Raw genomic sequence first — 19,189 nt, forward strand, 5'->3', positions numbered from 1 at the left:
GACGCGACCTATTTATCGACGCGCAGGACTGATAAGATACCCCGCCCAGAAAAGCTCGCATTGACGAATCAAGCATCAACATCTGCACGTTTTTTAAGCAAAATAGGGGAGTACAGAGCAAGCTCGCGTATAATGTCGGCTTTCCTGGTTTTCCTTCGCCACCACCATGCACGCTAATACTGCTTTACAAGCTGAAGCGCATGCCGCCGCCATCGCTGCCGCTGCCGCTCACGTCAACATCGCCGCCTACAAATTCGTCACCTTCGACGACACCGAGGCGATGCGCCCGCTGTACCAGGACATTTGCAAGCGCCTGGAACTGAAGGGCACCATCCTGCTGACGCCGGAAGGCATCAATATGTTCCTGTCCGGCCCGCGCAGCCACATCGACGAGTTCCTGGCCTGGGTGCGCAGCGACGCCCGCTTCGCCGACCTCGAGGTGAAGGAAAGCTATTCGGCCGAGCAGTCGCACAAGCGCATGCTGGTGAAGATCAAAAAAGAAATCATCACCATGCGCATGCCGCTGATCAAGCCGGAAGAAGGCCGCGCGCCCTTCGTCGAGGCGGCCACGCTCAAGCGCTGGCTCGACAACGGCGTCGACGACAACGGCCAGCCGGTGGTCATGGTCGACACCCGCAACGATTTCGAGGTGGACGTCGGCACCTTCGACCACACGGTCGACTACCGCATCAAGAAATTCACCGAGTTCCCGGAAGTGATCGCCGCCCACAAGGACGACTTCGCCGGCAAGACCGTGGTCACCTTCTGCACCGGCGGCATCCGCTGCGAAAAGGCCGCCATCCACATGCAGAACATCGGCTACGAGAACGTGTACCAGCTTGAAGGCGGCATCCTCAAGTACTTCGAGGAAGTCGGCGGCGCCCACTACACCGGCGACTGCTTCGTGTTCGACTACCGCACCGCGCTCAATCCCAAGCTGGAACCGACCGAGACCGTGCAATGCTTCGTCTGCCGCGCGGTGGTCACGCCGCGCCAGCAGCTGTCGCCGGAATACGTGTACGAGAAATCCTGCCCGCACTGCTACGGCAAGGCATAAAAGAAAACGGCGCCCGAGGGCGCCGTTTTCATATGGCTTATTGCGGCAGGCGCGGCACCAGTTGCTGCAGCACCGACTGGTAAGCGTTGCGGGCGGTCTGGTACACCGCCAGCTTCGCGTTCAGCTCGGCCATCTGCGCATCGACGAACTGCAGGTTGGCGACCTGCTCCTGGGCAGCCTCGCTCAGCTCGCTGAGCTTGTAGCTGATGCCGTCAACGGTGACCTCTATTTCGTCGTCCATCATGCACTCCCCACTCAACGGAAGTACATAGCAGCCATGTTGTGCATATCATCCGGCCCCAAGGTACCTGCCGCTGCGCGCATGCGGAACGACGTCACCAGATAGTTGTAGCGGGCCTGCGCCAAGTCGCGCTTGCTGGTGTAAAACTGCTGGCGGGCATTGAGCAAATCCAGATTGATGCGCGCCCCGCCTTTGATGCTTTGCTGCGTGGCTGTAATCAGCAACTCCGCCGACGCAACCGATTTTTCCAGCGCGGCGATACGCGCCACGCTGCTGAGGAGCGCGCTGTAATCCTTGCGCAGCTCGGTCAGGATCTTGTCGATCTGCACCTGCAAATCAGCCTTGGATTTTTCCTCGCTGGCCAACGCCTGACGCGCTTGCGCATTGATTGCGCCGCCCGCATACAACGGGATATTCAGCTGGATACCGATGCTGCGCACGGTCGTATCTTGATTGACCGTGGTGATCGAATCGGATGCGTTCTTGCTGTAGTTGGCGACGAAGTCCAGACGCGGCGCATGGCCGGCGATCGCTTTCTTATACTCCTGGTGAGCAATCTCGACGCCGTAAATCAGCGTCTTGATATCCGGGTTGCGCTCCATCGCAATGGCCTTCCATTGCTCGAAGCTCTGTCCATCGCTGGGCAGCACGCGAAAGTCCTGCGTCAGTCCATCCAGCGTACCAACGTCGCCGCCTATGATGCGCGCAAGCGTCTCGCGCGACACCGCTTGGTTGTCCAGCGATTCCAGCACTTGCGCCTCGGCGCCGTCGAGCCGGGCCTGGGTTTCCAGCATGTCGGTCTTGGTGCCCTCACCCTTTTCAAACAGGCGGTCATTGACCTTGCGCTGTTCGACATACAGATCGCGCTCCGCCTTGGCCAGGTTCAGCAGATCGTCCTTGAACAACACGTCCAGATAGGCGCTAAAGACCCGGATGATTACTTCCTGCTGCTGGCTGGCGAACTGGGCACCCGCATAGTCGCTTTGCGCCTTGCCTTGCTTATAGCGTGCCCAGCCGTCAAGATTGAACAACGACTGGCGCAACTGCACGCCCGCGGAGCGGCTGATATAGTCCTCCGGGAACGTCTGCACGCCGATCTCGCGCGTCGTGCGGTTCTGGCTGGCGCTATAGCTGCCGGACACGCTGGGCAGCAGGTTGGACAAACCCAGCTTCCCATTTTCGCGCCCCGCTTCGTTGGCGTAAAACGACGAACGATAAGTCGGATCGTTTTGCAAAGCAGCCTGATAGGCTTGCATCAAGCCCAGCGCCATCGCGCCCGAGGCATGGAACAAAAGTCCGGCGCAAACTGCGCGCGCCATTACCTTGACCACCGTGCGCGGTCGAATCATAGACTGTTTGAGCACCTTATTCCTCCGTCAACGACGACTTCGAGCGGTCGAAGATCGGCTTCAGCAAATAGCTCATCATCGAGCGTTCACCCGTCTTGACGAACATATCCACCGGCATGCCGGGAACGACGTCGAGTTTCTTCTTCTTGATCAGCTGACTGCCTTCGGCGGAAACACGGGCGCGGACTTTGTAGTAGGCCGCGCCGGTGCGCTCATCAACAGTGCGGTCGGCTGCCACCTGTATCACTTCCCCTGGAATATGCGGCGTCTTGTTGGTGTTGAACGCCGAGAAGTTCAGCTCCACCTTCAATCCCGGATGAACCTTGTCGATCAAATTGACGGGCAATTGTCCTTCGACCACCAGCGCGTCCGCGGTCGGGACGATTTCCATCATGCGCGCACCGGCGGCAACGATACCGCCACGGGTGAATACGCTCGATCCCACCACTACGCCATCAACCGGCGACTTCACATCCACGCTTTCAACATCAAAGTTCTGCGCATCCAGGCGCCCCTGCAGCGCGTCGGCTTCTTTCTGGGTGTCGGCAAGCTGGGTGCGCACTTCCTTCTGATAGTCCTGGTTCCGCTGCATTTTGCGCATCGTCAGTTCCATGATCTGGCGCTGCGAGCGGCCTATGGTTCCGACGTCTTCGGCAATCGCGCCGTTGACCTGCGAATAAGAGCGTTCCACTTCCAACAAGCGGTTGCGGGCGAGGTAGCCTTCTTTCGCGAGGTCGCGCGAATTGTCGAGCTGCTCCTTCAACATGGCCAGCTGGTCCTTCTTGTTGTCGCGCGATTGCTGGATGCCGGCGATCTGCAACTTCAAGCCCTCGATGTTTTGATCGGCGCCGCCAAGCTCGCTTTGCAACGAACCCTGGCGCGATGCCAGCAATTGATTTTGCAAGGCCATCGCCTCGATGACTGCCGGCTCGTTCTTGTAAGGCACCAGCGCGGCGGGCAGACTCACCGACTTCTGTCCGCTCAGCTCGGCCAGCAAGCGCGCTTCCGTGGCGCGCGCGCTCAGATACTGCACGCGGGTGACATCCATTGCGGCCTTCACCTGGACGTTATTCATACGCACCAGTACCTGGCCAGCTTTGACGACGTCGCCGTCCTTGACCAGGATATCCTTCACGATGCCGTTCTGCAGATACTGTATCGATTGGCGGTTGGATTCCTTGGCAACCGTGCCCTGCAGCGGTACGCCTTTGTCCAACGGCGCGAAAATGGCCCAGACCAGAAAGCCCAGCACGCCGAACAGGACGATGATCCAGCCGACTTTCGCATAAGCGCCAGCATCGGTATTGACCGTCAACGGCTCTACATCATGGGTGATGACTTCGGTTGCGGGCTCTTGCTTCTTAACGATATTTACCATGATTACTCCTGTTCCGTCGGCGCTGGGCTGTTCGCATTGCCGAGATTTTCCTGCGCCTGCTGTGCCTGTTGCTGCAGCGCCTGTTGCGCCACCTGTTGCGCAGCTTGCTGCTGGGCCGCTTGTTGCTGGGCCGCCTGCTGGACTTGTTGAGCGTGCTTTTGATTCGCCTCATTCAGGGCCGCCAGCACCTGGTTGGTCTCGCCGAACAGGCCCACCGCGCCTTCGCGCAGCAGCAGCAGTTTGGTCGTGACGGCAATCGCGTTAGTGCGATGGGTAATCAGCACGATGGTCTTGCCGCGTGCCCGCAATTCGCTGACCGCTTGCACCAACGCGGCCTCGCCTGCGTCATCCAGGTTGGAGTTGGGTTCATCGAGCACCAGCACGGACGGATCGCCGTACATCGCGCGCGCCAAGCCGAGGCGCTGACGCTGCCCGCCCGACAGGCCGGCGCCGCCGTCGCCCAATTCGGTGTCATAGCCTTTAGGCAGATGCAGAATCATGTCATGCACACCGGCGCGCTTGGCGGCCAGCACCACTTTTTCCGCATCGACGTCACCAAAACGGGCGATGTTTTCACTGACCGTCCCGCCGAACAATTCGATGTCCTGCGGCAGATAGCCCAGGTTCGGACCCAGTTCAGCCTTGTTCCATTGGAAGATGTCGGCGCCATCCAGGCGCACCTTGCCCACGGCGGCCGGCCACACGCCGACCAGCAACCGCGCCAGGGTCGACTTGCCCGAACCGCTGGCACCAATCACACCCAGCACGTCACCCGCCTGGATCCCGAAGGTAACGCCTTTCAACACGGCGACCTGGCTGCCGGGCGGCGCGGCGGTCACGCCTTCCACGGTCAGATTGCCCTGCGGCTTAGGCAGTTCCATGCCGGCGGCGCGCGCAGGATTGTTCGCCAGAAGGTTGCTCAAGCGCTCATAAGCACTGCGAGTATTAGCAAACGATTTCCAAACGGAGATCACCTGCTGCACCGGCGCGAGCGCCCGGCCCACCAGAATCGATGCCGCAATCATCATGCCCGGGGTGATTTTGTTTTCCAACACCAGCAACGCGCCAAAGCCCAGCACCAGCGATTGCAGCGCGACCTGGACAAATTTGGTGATGGCCCCGACCAGCCCGGCCTTTTCGCTCGCTTCCGCCTGCAAATGCAGGAACTTCCCGTGCAGCTTGAACCAGCGCCCCATCAGATTCGGCAGCATGCCCATCGACTCGATCACTTCGGCATTGCGCAGATTATTGGTGGCGAGGGTGTTGGAGACTATCGACATGGCGTTGGCCTCGGCCAGCGGCTTGTGCGACACGCGCTCGTTGATATATGCCAGCAATACCAGCACAGCGGTGCCCGCCAGCGCGAACAGGCCCAGCGACGGCTCGAATACAAAGATCACGATCAGGTAGACCGGGAACCATGGCGCGTCGAAGAACGCGAACAGTGCGTTGCCGGTCAAGAACTGACGCACGTTGGTCAAATCCTGCAATGCCTGGCCGGCGTTAGAGCCGGCGCGTTTCAGATTTTGCTCAAAGGCCGCCGCATAGACGCGCTTATTGAGCTGCATGTCGAAGCGCGCACCTACCCGTATCAGTACGAAGCTGCGTATCAGCTCCAGGGCGCCCATCATCAAAAAACCGCCAAGCATCATCAGCGTCAACATGAGCAGCGTCAGCTCGTTGCGGCTAGCCAGCACGCGATCATAGACCTGCAACATGTAAAGCGAGGGAACCAGCATCAGCACGTTGCTGATGGCGCTGAACGTCCCGACGGTGACGAAAGTCTTTTTGAACGTGAGCAGAACCTGTTCAATTTCGTTCTTGGAATTGATTAATTTGTTTTTCATAGTGTGCGTGAACAGTACAACGACGGAACAGCAGGCTCGCATTCTGGCGGCGCGCACGTGGCATCCGGGGATTACGATGGCGAACGCGCTTTTCCTGCAAGAAACAACCTGGATTTGAGCAGACGAGAGATTATCGCCTAAAAATCGCAATAAATGTGATGCGCATCACAAATTTTACACTTCAGTGCAAAATAAAGATGCACTACGGGCGCGGCGGCCTCGATTGTTGCGTCCGGCGCAGCCGCTGTGTCGCATAGCATTGTTACACGCAAATGTAAAAAAGCCAGGCCGAAGCCTGGCTTTTTGCAGCAACATCGGAGAGCGCTGTTCTGCCCTCCGATTATGCTTTCGGGAATTAACCCAGGGTAACGATGCCACCAGCGATAGCGGTGGTCGAACCAGCGTGGAAGCCAACCAGAACGATCGACTCGAATACGCCTGCGCCGTGGTCGTAGGTCACAACGGTGTCAGCACCAGCTGCGCCGTAGTTGAACACGCCATTGACTGCATCGTAGGTACCGGAAGCGAACTCAACGCGACCAGCAGAGCCAGCCAGGTTGGTAGCAGCCAGATCAACAGCGGTAGCGGTTGCAGCGAAGGCCGACAGGTCCAGCTTGGTGCCAGCAACAGCGCCCTTGACGACGTCGAAGGTCGAGGTCAGTTCCGAGGTCTGGATGACGTTCGCGGTGTTCAGGCCCGAAGCAGTGCCTGCACCTTGTGCGGTACCAGCGCCGGTGATTGGACCTTGAACGATGGTCGAGGTCGAGCCGGACAGGGTGATCAGGTCGGCACCGTTACCGCCGTTGATCACGTCTGCACCGCCGCCGCCAACGATCACGTCCTTGCCCGAACCGCCGTTGATGTGGTCAGCACCGCTGCCGCCGGTCAGGGTGCTAGCAACTGCGCCAGCGCCGTAGATCGTGTTGGCACCTTTAACTTCGGTGATGGTTACACCTTTCAGCGATGCCGAAGCGTCGATGACGTCGCCGCCGTTAGCCGAACCTTTGATGGTTGCAATGGCGGTTGCCGAAGCAGCCAGCGCGCCAGCAGTCCAGGTAATACCGGTGTTTGCAGCGCCAGCACCAGCAACAACCAGGCCCGATGCGTCGAACGAGGTCAGCGCGGTCGAAGCAGCGGTCAGTGCGGTGTGAGCGGTGCCCGACACGGTGATCGATTTCGCGTCGTTACCCAGTACAACGAAGGTATCGGTCACGGTACCGGCTGGCGTAGCCGAGGTATCGTTAGCGGTGATCTTGATGGTTTCAACGTTGGCAGCGGTCAGACCGGTCGAAGCGAAGTTGGTCGAAGCTGCTGCGGTCAGAACAACGTTCAGAACGTCGGCGGTACCAGCCAGTGCGCCGGTCTGGGCAACAGTGTAAGCCGTACCAACATCGGTCAGGGTCAGGGTTGCACCCGAAGCGACGGTGTTCAGGGTCAGACCGTTACCACCGCTGGTGGAAACGCTGGTGTAGCCACCCAGCACGCCCAGATCGACGGTCTGATTGGTTGCGCCAGTCAGGGTCAGCGATTGGAAGTTGGTCACTTGACCAGCGAAGGTGTTCGACAGCGATGCAGCAGCTGCGTTCGCTGCGGAGATCGACAGGGTGTTGGTGCCGGTACCGCCATCAATGGTAGCGCCTACGCCCAGCGTGGTGACGATCGCGGTGTCGTTACCGGCGCCCAGGGTGACAGCTTTGGTTGCGCCGCCAGCGATGGTCACGGTATCGGCACCTGCGCCGAACGAACCGGTCGAACCAGCGTTCAGAGCAACAGTCACGCCGCCGGTATTGGTCGAGGTGAATGCAGTAACCAGAGCTGCCGTCGAGCCGGTCAGGTCCAGTTTCTGGTCGCCAGCAACGGTAACTGCGGTCAGAGCAGCGCCGGTCACGTTCAGCTTCGAAGCAGCGCCCGAAGCGGTAACGTTCAGGGTTTTGATCGTGTTGTCGGTCAGGCCAGCACCGGTGCCCAGTTTGTTGACGGTCACGCCCAGGGTGGTATTGGTCACGGTAGCCGAATTGTCGGTTACGGTAACAACGCCAGACGAGTTAGCCAGCGACAGAGTGGTCAGCGCGTTCGAGTTCACTGCGGAACCTGCACCGTAGCCGTCCAGGGAAACGGTCTTGATGGTGTTGGCTTTGGTGCCGGTGGTATCGGTGCTGTTCGAATCGGTAACGGTTACCGTGCCACCTGCAATACCGCCACTGCCAGCGCCGGTCGCGCCAACAGCAGCACCTTGGGTGGTCACAGCACCAGGAACAGTACCTACGGTATTGGCAGCGCCAGTGATATCAGCAACGTTGGTGTTCGCAGTAACGCTGGTAAATACGTTGGTAGCGCCAGCGGCCGCAGCAACGGTCCACAGCGTAGGAGCAGTGGTAACCGTCAGGCCAGCAACAACACCGCCACCAGCAACGGTCGCGACTTGAGCAGCGGTCACGGCACCGCCGGTTGCGTTGGTAACGGTCATGCCGCCGATGGATTGGGTACCATTGCCGGTCATGTTCTGCCAGGTAACTACCGAGCTTTCGGTCACGCCAGCGCTTGCAGCAACAGCAGCAACAGCAGCGGTTTCTTTAACGATCACAGCGGTGGTAGCTGCGCCGCCAACGACATTGATCGCGCCACCAGTGGTGGTTGCAGCGGTGGCGTTCGAAACACCTGCGGCGATGTTTTGCGTTACGTTGACGGTCGTACCGCCAGTAACCGTAACCACGCCACCAGCTGCGCTAACACCAGCAGCGCCTGCGACGTCGGAGATGATCGCGGTGATCGCGCCAGCGGTCGTCGAGCTACCGATGTTCGAAGCGCCAGTCGATACGCCAGCGATGGTAGCGTTGATCGTCGAGCCACCCGAGATGTTAGTGGCATTGGTGCCTACACTTGCGACATTCACCAGAACAGCGGTGGTGGTTGCTGCGGTGATGGTGTCAGCGCCCAGCGAAGCGTTGATGTTCAGATTGGTAACACCAGCGATGCTGGAGGTATCGATGGTCGTGCCAGCCGCTTCAGCCGACGAAACATTGATGGTCTGAATGTTCTTGATGGTTACGCCGGATGGCATCGAGGTGATGTGGGTGGTGCCATTGTCGGCATCGGTATCAACGATGTTCAGGGTGTTCTTGCCAGCGCCGCCGTCGATCGAATCGAAAGCGGTCAGGGTTGCGTGAGCAGCGGTGCCCAGAACGGCGTTGATGATGTCGTTGCCCGAGGTACCTGGAATGGTATCGACGCCAACGGTCAGGGTCGAGGTGGTGGTCGGGGTCTTCAGATCAACGATCTTAGCCAGAGCGTCGGAGATGCTTTGGTTGAAAGCGGTGGTATCGGTGGTGTCCGACACGTTGTGCAGCATGTCGCGAGCAACTTGGTTAGCGTCTTTGCCGCGGTATGCGTTGATTTCAGCTGCGGTGTCGATAGCTGCGGTGAAGTTGCCAGCAACGATGACTTTGTTTGCAACGATAGCTGCGTCAACTGGGTTGCCGTCAGGTTTCACAGCGATAGCCATCACTTGAGCGGCCAGTTCGGCGCGGGTGATTGCTTTGGTTGCCAGGGCGTTGGTCCAGAAGTCCAGACCGGCCAACAGTGGGTCACGGTTCAGAACGTTCTGATAAACGGCGGTCACGAACTCGGAGTCGGAACCGGTGTACAGGTTAGCCGATTCGGTGCTGGAGCCGAAAGCGTCCAGGTAGTATTTAACCGTGGCGTTGGTTTTGTACGCAGCGGCGAAAGCGCCGATGTCGGTTGGGGTGCCGCCGGCGAGCAATGCTGCGCTCATGTTAGCCAGACCATCGCGGTCTGCTGGACGGCCAAAGTAAGCAATGTAAAGTTGCTCAGCTACTGCGTTGTAATCTGCTGCTACGGCCATGATAGATATCCTTTAGTTGATTGGTTTAAACCGAATTTCTGCATCCACGACACACAGCGCTGCATGCCTATGGACGTTTTTTCGCAGAACAGGGAGTATATTGCCAGATGGGTAGGGCCATGTTGTGACGGCCATCACAAATGACGGGTAAATCTGCATTTTTTTGTAATATTTTGTGTTTTTTTTGGCCATAAACGCCCGATAAAACGATTCCGGGCGTTGTTTTGGCATCGCTGCCCGTTTAATAGGCAATGATTTAAAGGCATTCAATTGATCCCGGCACCGGGATTCAAATCACGCCGGCGATCCGATTAAGATCGGATTATCGGGAATCAGAAATGAAATGTGCCGCACGCGGCGGCACATTTAAATGGAGGGAGTATCTGGCGGTTAATGCTTCCAGCTCGTCGCCCCTTCCGCCGTATATTTGTAGCTGTTGACGCTCTTGAAAACATATCCGGCTTGCTCGGCCTGATTACCGCCAACATACCCCTTGACCGTGGCATCCGAATAACCGTCGCTGGTCAATACGCCTTTCTCGCCGATGCTGCCCTGCGCGTTCATTTTAAGCGAGGCATCGCTGGTATAAACCGTCAAGCCGGTGGCAAATCGGCGCGCGCCGAAATCCATGGTCAGCTGAGCGTCTTTTACCGATGCCGCCACCGCGTCCTTGCCATCTTCTTTTAACGAGGCAGCACTGCCGGTCAACACAAACGATGCCGACCCTTCTTTCGGCAATACCAGCTCGGTCTTCTTCAGGCGGGCAATCGAATAGGAGCCGACCGTGTAAGCACCCTCGTAAGTGCCGTCACGCATCTTGGCCAGCGCCTCGCTGTCTTGCGGCAGCCCGGCCGCCGCCTGCCAGCGGCCCCACTGGATTTCAGGCGGACTCGGCACGAGCGGCACTACCGGCGTCACCGGCGTCACCGGGGTTACCGGCGGCGTCACCACCGGCGGTTTCGGATCTTCCTTGATCACCAGCGGCGGAGTCGAATCCTTGCCGCCGCCATTGTTATTGACAGACTGGGCGCTCTTGCCAGAGCCGATCAATTCAGGCTCTTTTTTCGCATCCAGTATCACGTCCTGCCCGGGAACGGTCGTCACGCCGGCCACCGGCTTGCCCACCGGCTCGTCGCTGCGCGCCGGCGCGCTCTGGTCGGGCGCCACGCTCGGGCCATGCAGCAGTTGCGGCACTTTCTGGCCGCGCTGCACCTGCAGCAGCACGTCGGCCTGGCCTGCAAACAATTCGCGGCTGTTGCTGCCTTCGCAAGGGCCGCCGCCTTCCGGGCCGCAGGCGCCGGCAAAGCCGCTGACGACGATGCCGCCCGACACCACCGCCACGCGCGACGTTTCGCGGTCGGTGAAGACGATGAAGTCGGTGCCGCGCACGCCGATCGCCGCGACCGGGGTGTTGAAGCGGAAGTTCTGGCGCGCCTGCTTGACGGCGCTGCCGGAAATGCTGCGGGCCACGCCGTTCAGCAATTCCAGCTTGACGCGGGTATTGCCGGGATTCTGCATGTCCACATGATAGGTGGTGATGCGCGCCTTGCTGTTCGGGCGCAGGATCAGGAAGCCCTGGTCGACGGTCTTGACGTAAATATAACCGTCGGCGCCGGTGGACAACTCGTCCCCTTCGACCACGGGCGCGTCCAGCACCGCCGCGCGCGAGGCCAACTGCACCTGCCCGGTGACGAAGACTATTTTTCCGGCCTCGCCGGCGGCTGCGCCTGTGCACCAGAACAAACCGGCGCTGGCACCCAGCAAGACTAAGAAATGACGCAACATAATTAAATTCCTCCTGATCTAGCATTCTCCGCATTCTGGGGGTAAAGTATGTGACTGGCGTCACATTATTTCAATTGGATACAAATTGGGCAGTCCGCTCGCCACAGGCCATAGTTGCAAAATAAATATTGCCCGACACATAGTGCAGTTGCAGGCAAGGCGCTATACTTGCGCCTATTTTTCATACGCGCCCGCCCCGTCTGCCGCTGCCGCCGGCCGAGCTGGACCGCGCTGACCAGAACTTGATTTTGCGCCAATTCCTACCTTCCGCTCCCCTGCTGCGCATCGGCATCGCGCTGGCAGCCTTCCTGCTGACAGCCTGCACCCAGTGGCTGGCGGCGCCCGCCGGCGCGCGTTTCGCCGACGAATGGCTGCGCGACAGCTTCATCCGCCTGCACGCCAGCACGGCCAGGGAGTCGCGCATCCTGGTGGTGGACATCGACGAGGCCAGCCTGGCCAAGTACCCGTGGCCATGGCCGCGCGCCCGCCTGGCGGACGTGATTGAAACGCTGATGGCGGCCGGCGCGCGCGGCGTCGCGCTGGATATTTTGCAGGAAAAGCCGGCCGACCCGGGCGGCGACGCCCGCATGGCGATGCTGGCCCGGCACGGCCCGCTGGTGCTGGCCCAGCTGTTCGATTTCGCCGTGCAGCCGGAGCCGCTGCATGGCGGCCAGCTGGTCGGCGGCACGCCGGCCGCCGGCGCGCCCGGCGTGCCGGCCCACGGCTACCTGGCCAACCACGCCGGCCTGGCGCAATCGGCCCACGCCGGCAACATCGGCGTCGCCCCCGACGCCGACGGCACGCTGCGCTGGGTGCCGATGTACACCAGCTTCAACGGCCGCAACTATCCGACGCTGGCGCGCGCGCTGTTCGACTGCTGCGCCGGCGGCGCGCCGCTGGACTTGCCGCCCGGCCCGCTGCGCATCCCCTACCGCCGCACCTGGTCGGCCTACAACGCCGCCAGCGCGGCCGACATCCTCGACCTGAGCTTCGCCTCCGAGCAGGTGGCGGGCAAGCTGGTGCTGGTGGGCTCGTCGGCGCTGAGCATCGGCGACCGCCTGGCCACGCCGCTGGGCGCCTCCACCGCCGGCCTGCTGGTGCACGCGGCGGTGCTGGACGCGCTGCTGCAGCGCCAGGCCGGCAATGCGCCGGCGCCGTGGCCGGGCCGCTGGCTGGCAATGCTGTTCTGCGCCGCCACCGTGGCCCTGGTCAGCTACACGCTGGCGCGCCGCTCGGCCGCCGTCAACGTGGCGCTGCTGGCCGCCAGCTCGGCGCTGTGGCTGGGACTGGCCTACGCCATCAGCCCGCACGACGATGTGTTCTCGACCTCCGGCCCGCTGCTGTCCAACCTGTTCCTGCTGGCGGTGGCCGTGCCCTTCCACTGGCAGCTGGCCCAGCAGAAGTCGCGCCAGCTGCTCGACACGCTGCGCCAGTACGTGGCCAAGGAGGTGGTCGACGAGCTGCTGCGCAGCGACCTGAAGGACCCGCTCACGCCCAAGCAGCTGCAGGTGACCACGCTGATCGCCGACATGGAGGGCTACACCACGCAGGTCGAGTCGCTGCCGGTGGAGGAGGCGGCCAAGCTGACCACCGATTTCCTCGACTGCCTGACGCGGCCGGTACTGGACATGCACGGCACGCTCGACAAATACACCGGCGACGGCCTGGTGGCGTTCTGGGGCGCGCCGCTGCCGATCGCCGACCACGCCGACCTGGCGCTGGACGCGGCGCAGATGATCCTGCGCGAGGTGCGTCGCATGAGCGCGCTGCGCGTGCGCCAGGGCAAGGCGCCGCTGCGGGTGCGCATCGGCATCGAGAGCGGGCTGGCCATGGCCGGCGACTACGGCACCGCCTTCCGCAGCATCTACACCGCGGTCGGCGACAGCGTCAACACCGCCTCGCGGCTGGAGCAGGCCGCGCGCGACTTCCCGTACGACGTCATCATCGGCGAAGGCACGGTGCAGCGCGCCATCCGCCACCGCTTCCGCTCGCTGGGCGAACAGCGCCTGCGCGGCAAGGAAAAGACCGCCCACCTGTACACGCTGGAGGACGCCGCATGAGGAGCGCGCTGCGTACCCTGGCCATGCCGCTGGCCCTGTGCATGGCGCTGGCGCCGGCCGCGCGCGCGGCCGACGATGCCGATCCGGCCTACCCGCCGGTGCAGCAGGAAGACCTGTACCTGCAGGCGATGCGCGCGCTGGCCGACGGCCATGCCGAGCAGGCCACCGATCTGCTGATGCGCTTCCTGGAAAAAGAGCCGGCCCACGCCGGCGCCTGGCTGGACCTGGCGATCAGCCAGTGCGAGCTGGGCCACGCGGCCGAGGCGGAGCGCCTGTTCGGCGAGATCGAGCGGCGCTTCGCGCCGCCGCCGGGCATCGTCGAGGTGATCGTCGGCTACCGCAAGCGCGGCTGCATCCCCGTCAAGGGCAAGCAGGAGCGCCTCTCGGTGGCGCTGACGCGCGGCTACGACAGCAACGTCAACCAGGGCGCCAGCAGCGCCTTCTTCAGCACCGGCAGCGGCGACAACTACAAGGAATGGCAGCTGGGCCCGGAATACCTGGCCAAGCCGGATCGCTACGCCATGCTGTCGGCCGACTACAGCCGCAACCTCAACGACCGCGGCCTGCTCGGCTTTGTGCAGTTGCGCGCGCGCCGCCACGACAGTGTGCACGAGCAGGACACCGCCTCGCTGCTGGCCGGGCTGGAGCAGCAATGGCAGCTGGGCGACTGGCACGGGCGCGCCAGCGGCGCGGTCAGCGCGCTGCAGCTCGACGGCCACTACTACCAGCGCCAGGCGCAGCTGCAGCTGCGGGCGACGCCGCCGCTGCAGCTGCCGGAACGGCTGGAGTGGTCGCTGACCGGCGGCCTGAGCCATGTAACCTATCCGACCCGCACCAAGTACGACAGCAACACGGTCGAGCTAGGCAGTTCGCTGGGCTATCACCAGGGCGGCACCCAGGTGCTGGGCAGCGTCGGCGTGCTGTCCGACCACGGCCAGAACGGCCGCCTGGGCGGCAACCGCGACGGCTGGTATGGTAATCTTTTACTGTACAGCCTGGTGGGCGAGCGTTACAGCGTGCAGGCCGGCGCCGCGCGCCAGGTCTGGCTGGGCAGCAGCGTCTACTCGCCGGGCGTGATCGACCTGGTGCGCCGCCAGGACACGCGCCAGCTCAGCGCCGGCGCGACCATGGAGCTGGGCGCGCGCCACAGCGTGCAGCTGGAATGGCGCGATATCCGCAACCGCGAGAACATCGGCCTGTTTCAATATAATAGCCGGACCATACAGCTGACCTGGCGCTGGGATAATTTCTGACGGCCCGGCCGTCTTTGCCAAGATCGAATTAGGAAGCATGCATGACCATCAGTAAGCCAACTGCCGCCGACGCCGCGGACGTGCCGATCCCGGCCGAGGTGGCGCCACCTCCGCCGGCCGCCGAGGGCGCGCCGCCCGCTGCCGTCGAGGAGCCGCAGCAAGTCAACCTGCAGATCCATCTGCGCAAAATTCCATTGCTGGCCAATCTGAGCGAAGAAGACATGCTGCGCGTGCGCGCCGACATCCGCATCCGCCAGTACAACAAGCGCGACGTGGTGCTGCAAAAGGGCGCCACCGGCGACAGCCTGCTGTTCCTGCTGACCGGCCAGCTGCAGGTGATCGACGTCACCGAGGACGGCCGCGCGATCGGCCTGCGCATGCTGGCGCCGGGCGACTTCTTCGGCGAGATCGCCGTCATCAACGGCTCCATGCGCTCGGCCTCGGTGGTGGCGCTGACGCCGGTGCTGGTGGCGCTGCTGCCGCGCGCCACCGCGCTGCACCTGTTCTCGCACTCGCCGTCGGTGGCCAACCAGATGCTGCGCTTCCTGGCCGAAAAGGTGCAGCGCGATTCCGAGTTCCGCGCCCTGCTCAGCATCCACAACACCTCCAAGCGCATCTACACCTTCCTGGAACTGCTGAAGGAAAAGAAGCCGGACGACGATGTCGAGGTGGTGGAAAACCTGCCGACCCACCAGGACATCGCCAACATGATCAACACCAGCCGCGAGACGGTAACGCGCACGCTGCTGACGCTGGTCCAGCAAGGCATCATCAAGAAGGGCACGCACCGCCTGATCATCGTCGACCCGGCCGCGCTGCAGAAGCTGGCGCAGGGCTAAGCGGCGCCGTAGCGGCGCCGCAGCCATTGCTGCGCCGGCAATTCGAAATACCGGTAGCACAGATGGGCCAGCAGCAGCGTGCCGCCCATGAAGCCCAGCCACAGCCAAGGCGAGCGCCACGGCACCGCCACCCCCAGCGCGCCGCAGGCCAGCGCGATGCCCACCTGCAGCGGGAAGTGCAGCAGATAGCTCGAGTAGGTCAGGTTGCCCAGCACGCCGGCGGCGCGCCCGGCCGCGCCGCCCAGCGGCGGCAGCGCCAGCAGCAGGCCCAGCGCCAGCGGCGTGGCCAGCAGCAGCACCGTCGTGCCGGGCACGGCAAAGCGCCACGGCGCCGCCAGCACCAGTCCCAGCAGCACGGCCAGGGCGGCCAGCAGCGCGCGCCGGCGCCCCGCCCGCCAGCCGGCCACGGCCGCGCGGGCCAGCGCCACCAGCCCGCCCACGTAAAAATACAGCAGGCATTCCAGCAGCGGCCAGTCGGCATAGCGCCAGGCCAGGCCGGCCGCCAGCGCCAGCGCGCCGGTGGCCGCCCAGCCCGCGCCCAGCCGCCGGGTGGCGCCGAAGAACAGCAGATAGGCCAGCACCTCCAGCGAGACGCTCCAGATCGGCCCGTTGAACGAGAAGCCGGTCAGCGGATACAGCCAGTGGCTGGCCAGCGCCAGCTGCAACAGGAAGCTGGCCGCGCCGTGGTCGCGGTAGACGAAGCTGTAACCATGCGCGCCCGCGTACAGCGCCTGCAGCGCCGCCACCAGCAGCAGCGTGGCCAGGTGCAGCGGATACAGGCGCGACCAGCGCAGCAGGAAAAAGCGCCCGGCGCCGATGCCGCGGGCGGCGATGGCTGCGCCGTATTTCCAGAAGAAGATGAAGCCGGAGATGCACCAGAACACCTGCACGCCGTACAGGCCGTAGCGGTAGAAGAACGACAGCAGCGCATAGAACGGCTGGCGCTCGGGGCTGAACTCGAACGCCTGGTTGGCGACATAGGAAAAATGCTGGTAGTGCCACAGCAGCACCGCGCAGGCGCAGACAAAGCGCAGCAGCTCGACGCCCGGCAGCGCCGCCTTGGCCGGCGCGACGGCGGCCTCGGCCGGGTGGGCCGGCGCCGGCGCGCAGGCCAGGGGCGCGGCCGCGCTCAAGCGCCGGCCGCCGGCGCCAGCATCTGGCGCGCGGCCAGGTAGGCGATCACCTGCTCGGCGCACTGCTCTGCGCTATGGGCCAGGGTGTCGAGCCGCAGCTCGGGCGCCTGCGGCTCCTCGTAGGGCGAATCGAGGCCGGTGAAGTTGCGGATCTGGCCGGCGCGCGCCTTCTTGTACAGGCCCTTGGGGTCGCGCCGCTCGCATTCGCCCAGCGGGGTGTCGATGTAGATTTCAATGAATTCGCCGGCCGGCATCAGCTGGCGCACCAGCGCGCGGTCGGAGCGGAACGGCGAGATGAAGGCGCTCAGCACGATCAGGCCGGCGTCGGCCATCAGGCAGCCCACCTCGCCGACGCGGCGGATGTTCTCGACCCGGTCGGCGGCGCTGAAGCCGAGGTCGCGGCACAGGCCATGGCGCACATTGTCGCCGTCCAGCAGATAGGTGTGCAGCTCCAGCGCGGCCAGGCGCTGCTCGACCAGGCCGGCGATGGTGGTCTTGCCCGAGCCGCTCAGGCCGGTGAACCACAGCACGCACGGCCGCTGCCGCTTGCGCCGCGCGCGGCTGGCGCGGTCTATCGTCAGCGTTTGCCAGACCAGGTTGCGACTCATGGCGACCTTTCGATGTGGCCGGCTCAGGCCGGCGGATGCTCGGAGACCAGGCAGACGTCGCCCTGCCAGTGCACATAGCCGAGCGACTTGATGTGCCACTTGACCACGCCCGGCTCGACTTCGTCCGCGGACGTCTGCACCGGGCTGCTGAAGCGCACTTCCGACGCATAGGCCTGGGTATATTGCAGCACGCCGTCGCGCACGCCCGTGGCCAGCAGCACGCGCCACGGCAAGGGATTGTCATTATCGTTACGCGTGTTAAACCGCAGAAACACCTGCACTTTGTCCATCATCATCCTTAGCGTGGCGCGGGGCGCCGGTAGGCCGCGATGATACCAGCGCCCGGCAGCCACAGGCAAGCGCGGGGGCCTGCGCGGCGGTGCTATAATCCGGCCCGCCGCGACGCGCGGCGCGCAGCGGCGCAGATTTTCAGGACGGATAACCATGGGTAGCATACAAGTCACGCAACTGGGCAAGGCCTATAAACAGTACCCGACCCGCTGGTCGCGGCTGCTGGAATGGCTGACGCCGTTCATGGGGCTGCGCCACCGCCTGAAGTGGGTACTGCAGGACATCAACTTCCAGATCGCGCCCGGCGAGGCGGTGGCGCTGATCGGCGTCAACGGCGCCGGCAAGAGCACGCTGCTCAAGCTGATCACCGGCACCGCCCAGCCCACCACCGGCGCGGTCGCCACCGCCGGCCGCGTGGCCGCGCTGCTGGAGCTGGGCATGGGCTTCCACCCCGACTTCACCGGCCGCCAGAACGCGCTGATGGCCGGCCAGCTGATCGGCCTGACGGTGGAGGAGGTGACCGCGCTGATGCCCGAGATCGAGGCCTTCGCCGACATCGGCGACTATATCGACCAGCCGGTGCGCGTGTATTCGTCCGGCATGCAGGTGCGCCTGGCGTTCAGCGTGGCCACCGCGGTGCGCCCCGACATCCTGATCATCGACGAGGCGCTGGCCGTGGGCGACGTGTTCTTCCAGCAGAAATGCTTCGAGCGCATCCGCGCCTACTGCCAGGCCGGCAGCACCCTGCTGTTCGTCTCGCACGCGATGAACGCGGTGTATTCGCTGTGCAACCGGGCCATCCTGATCAGCGCCGGCCGCGTCGCGCTCGACAGCACGCCGCGCGAGGTGATCGACCTCTACAACGCCCATGTGCTGCAGCTGCGCGACGGCCACCCGGCGCCCGCGCCCGCCCCGCAGGCGGCGCCCGCCCCGGCGGCCGAGGCCGCGCCGGCGGCCGAAGCCGAGGCCGCACCGCCGCCGCCGCCGACGGTCGGCTCCTTCGAACACGGCGGCGCCCGCATCGAGGCGGTCGGCCTGTATGTCGACGACCAGCAGGCCGCCACCGTCATCAGCGACCGCGTGGCCACGGTGCGGGTCGACGCCCGCTTCGGCCAGGCCTACGACGACCCCCACATCGGCTTCCAGATCCGCAACGCGCGCGGCGAGGCGGTGTTCATGACCAACACCTACTGCATGCGCCAGCGCATCGGCGCGGTGCGGGCCGGCGAGGCGGTGCGCGCCGAGTTTTCCTTCAAGGCCAGCCTGACGCCGGGCGACTACACGCTGACGGCCGGCGTGGCCGAGGGCGGCGCCGGCGACGGCGACTTCCGCCAGACGCTGGCGCGCCAGCAGGACGCCGGCGCCTTCACCGTGCTGCGCAACCTGGACGCCATCGTCTGGAGCGGCGTGTGCAACCTCGACCCCTTGTGCGAGCTGCAGCGCCAGGCGTCGCCCGTGTAAATACAAGTAAAACACCGGCCCGCGG

The 19,189-nt window shown here is 63.6% G+C and carries 14 protein-coding genes; 5 read left to right on the top strand and 9 right to left on the bottom strand.

Annotation, left to right across the window (positions count from 1 at the left end; all coding sequences use genetic code 11):
- Window positions 1–166: 166 nt before the first annotated feature.
- Window positions 167–1,057: a sulfurtransferase gene (locus tag AC07WS_RS08495; RefSeq protein WP_494728616.1), complete on the top strand. Its 891-nt coding sequence runs from the start codon at window positions 167–169 to the stop codon at window positions 1,055–1,057.
- A gap of 37 nt (window positions 1,058–1,094) precedes the next feature.
- Here AC07WS_RS08495 and AC07WS_RS08500 read toward each other — a convergent pair whose 3' ends face one another.
- From AC07WS_RS08500 to AC07WS_RS08525, 6 genes are all read right to left on the bottom strand, one after another.
- Window positions 1,095–1,298: a DUF6447 family protein gene (locus AC07WS_RS08500; RefSeq protein ID WP_494728617.1), complete on the bottom strand. Its 204-nt coding sequence runs from the start codon at window positions 1,296–1,298 to the stop codon at window positions 1,095–1,097.
- Window positions 1,299–1,312: 14 nt separating this feature from the next.
- On the bottom strand, window positions 1,313–2,662 hold the full coding sequence (locus AC07WS_RS08505) for a TolC family outer membrane protein (protein WP_494728618.1): 1,350 nt from the start codon (window positions 2,660–2,662) through the stop codon (window positions 1,313–1,315).
- A 1-nt stretch (window position 2,663) separates the two neighbouring features.
- Window positions 2,664–4,025, bottom strand: coding sequence for an HlyD family type I secretion periplasmic adaptor subunit (locus AC07WS_RS08510; RefSeq protein WP_494728619.1), 1,362 nt, complete (start codon window positions 4,023–4,025; stop codon window positions 2,664–2,666).
- Between the two features lie 2 nt (window positions 4,026–4,027).
- The gene (locus AC07WS_RS08515) at window positions 4,028–5,872 is read right to left on the bottom strand and encodes a type I secretion system permease/ATPase (RefSeq protein WP_494728620.1); all 1,845 of its coding nucleotides are present in this window, start codon (window positions 5,870–5,872) and stop codon (window positions 4,028–4,030) included.
- Between the two features lie 355 nt (window positions 5,873–6,227).
- A complete protein-coding gene (locus tag AC07WS_RS08520) occupies window positions 6,228–9,734 on the bottom strand; it encodes a DUF4214 domain-containing protein (protein WP_494728621.1) in 3,507 nt (1,168 codons plus the stop codon).
- Between the two features lie 390 nt (window positions 9,735–10,124).
- The gene (locus AC07WS_RS08525) at window positions 10,125–11,519 is read right to left on the bottom strand and encodes a FecR family protein (RefSeq protein ID WP_494728622.1); all 1,395 of its coding nucleotides are present in this window, start codon (window positions 11,517–11,519) and stop codon (window positions 10,125–10,127) included.
- 248 nt (window positions 11,520–11,767) lie between these two features.
- Here AC07WS_RS08525 and AC07WS_RS08530 point away from each other — a divergent pair, with 248 nt between their 5' ends.
- From AC07WS_RS08530 to AC07WS_RS08540, 3 genes are read left to right on the top strand one after another with little or no spacing between them, the layout of a single operon-like run.
- Window positions 11,768–13,579 (top strand): CHASE2 domain-containing protein, encoded by a 1,812-nt coding sequence (locus AC07WS_RS08530; protein WP_494728623.1) that lies wholly within the window; start codon window positions 11,768–11,770, stop codon window positions 13,577–13,579.
- The gene (locus tag AC07WS_RS08535; RefSeq protein ID WP_494728624.1) at window positions 13,576–14,832 is read left to right on the top strand and encodes a tetratricopeptide repeat protein; all 1,257 of its coding nucleotides are present in this window, start codon (window positions 13,576–13,578) and stop codon (window positions 14,830–14,832) included. The genes AC07WS_RS08530 and AC07WS_RS08535 overlap by 4 nt, the downstream gene beginning before the upstream one ends.
- Before the next feature lie 41 nt (window positions 14,833–14,873).
- Window positions 14,874–15,671: a Crp/Fnr family transcriptional regulator gene (locus AC07WS_RS08540; protein ID WP_494728625.1), complete on the top strand. Its 798-nt coding sequence runs from the start codon at window positions 14,874–14,876 to the stop codon at window positions 15,669–15,671.
- Here the strand turns inward: AC07WS_RS08540 and AC07WS_RS08545 are convergent.
- From AC07WS_RS08545 to AC07WS_RS08555, 3 genes are read right to left on the bottom strand one after another with little or no spacing between them, the layout of a single operon-like run.
- Window positions 15,668–16,804, bottom strand: a complete 1,137-nt coding sequence (locus AC07WS_RS08545; protein ID WP_494728626.1) for an acyltransferase family protein — start codon at window positions 16,802–16,804, stop codon at window positions 15,668–15,670. The two genes, AC07WS_RS08540 and AC07WS_RS08545, sit on opposite strands and share 4 nt — an antisense overlap.
- On the bottom strand, window positions 16,801–17,412 hold the full coding sequence (gene cysC / locus AC07WS_RS08550) for an adenylyl-sulfate kinase (RefSeq protein ID WP_494728627.1): 612 nt from the start codon (window positions 17,410–17,412) through the stop codon (window positions 16,801–16,803). Before cysC ends, AC07WS_RS08545 begins: the two co-directional genes overlap by 4 nt.
- A gap of 23 nt (window positions 17,413–17,435) precedes the next feature.
- Window positions 17,436–17,702, bottom strand: a complete 267-nt coding sequence (locus AC07WS_RS08555) for a hypothetical protein (RefSeq protein WP_494728628.1) — start codon at window positions 17,700–17,702, stop codon at window positions 17,436–17,438.
- A 154-nt stretch (window positions 17,703–17,856) separates the two neighbouring features.
- On the opposite strand from AC07WS_RS08555, the gene AC07WS_RS08560 reads away from it, so the two are divergent.
- On the top strand, window positions 17,857–19,164 hold the full coding sequence (locus AC07WS_RS08560; RefSeq protein ID WP_494728629.1) for an ABC transporter ATP-binding protein: 1,308 nt from the start codon (window positions 17,857–17,859) through the stop codon (window positions 19,162–19,164).
- Window positions 19,165–19,189: the final 25 nt, after the last annotated feature.

This window comes from Duganella sp. GW821-FHT01E12 (assembly GCF_059422325.1).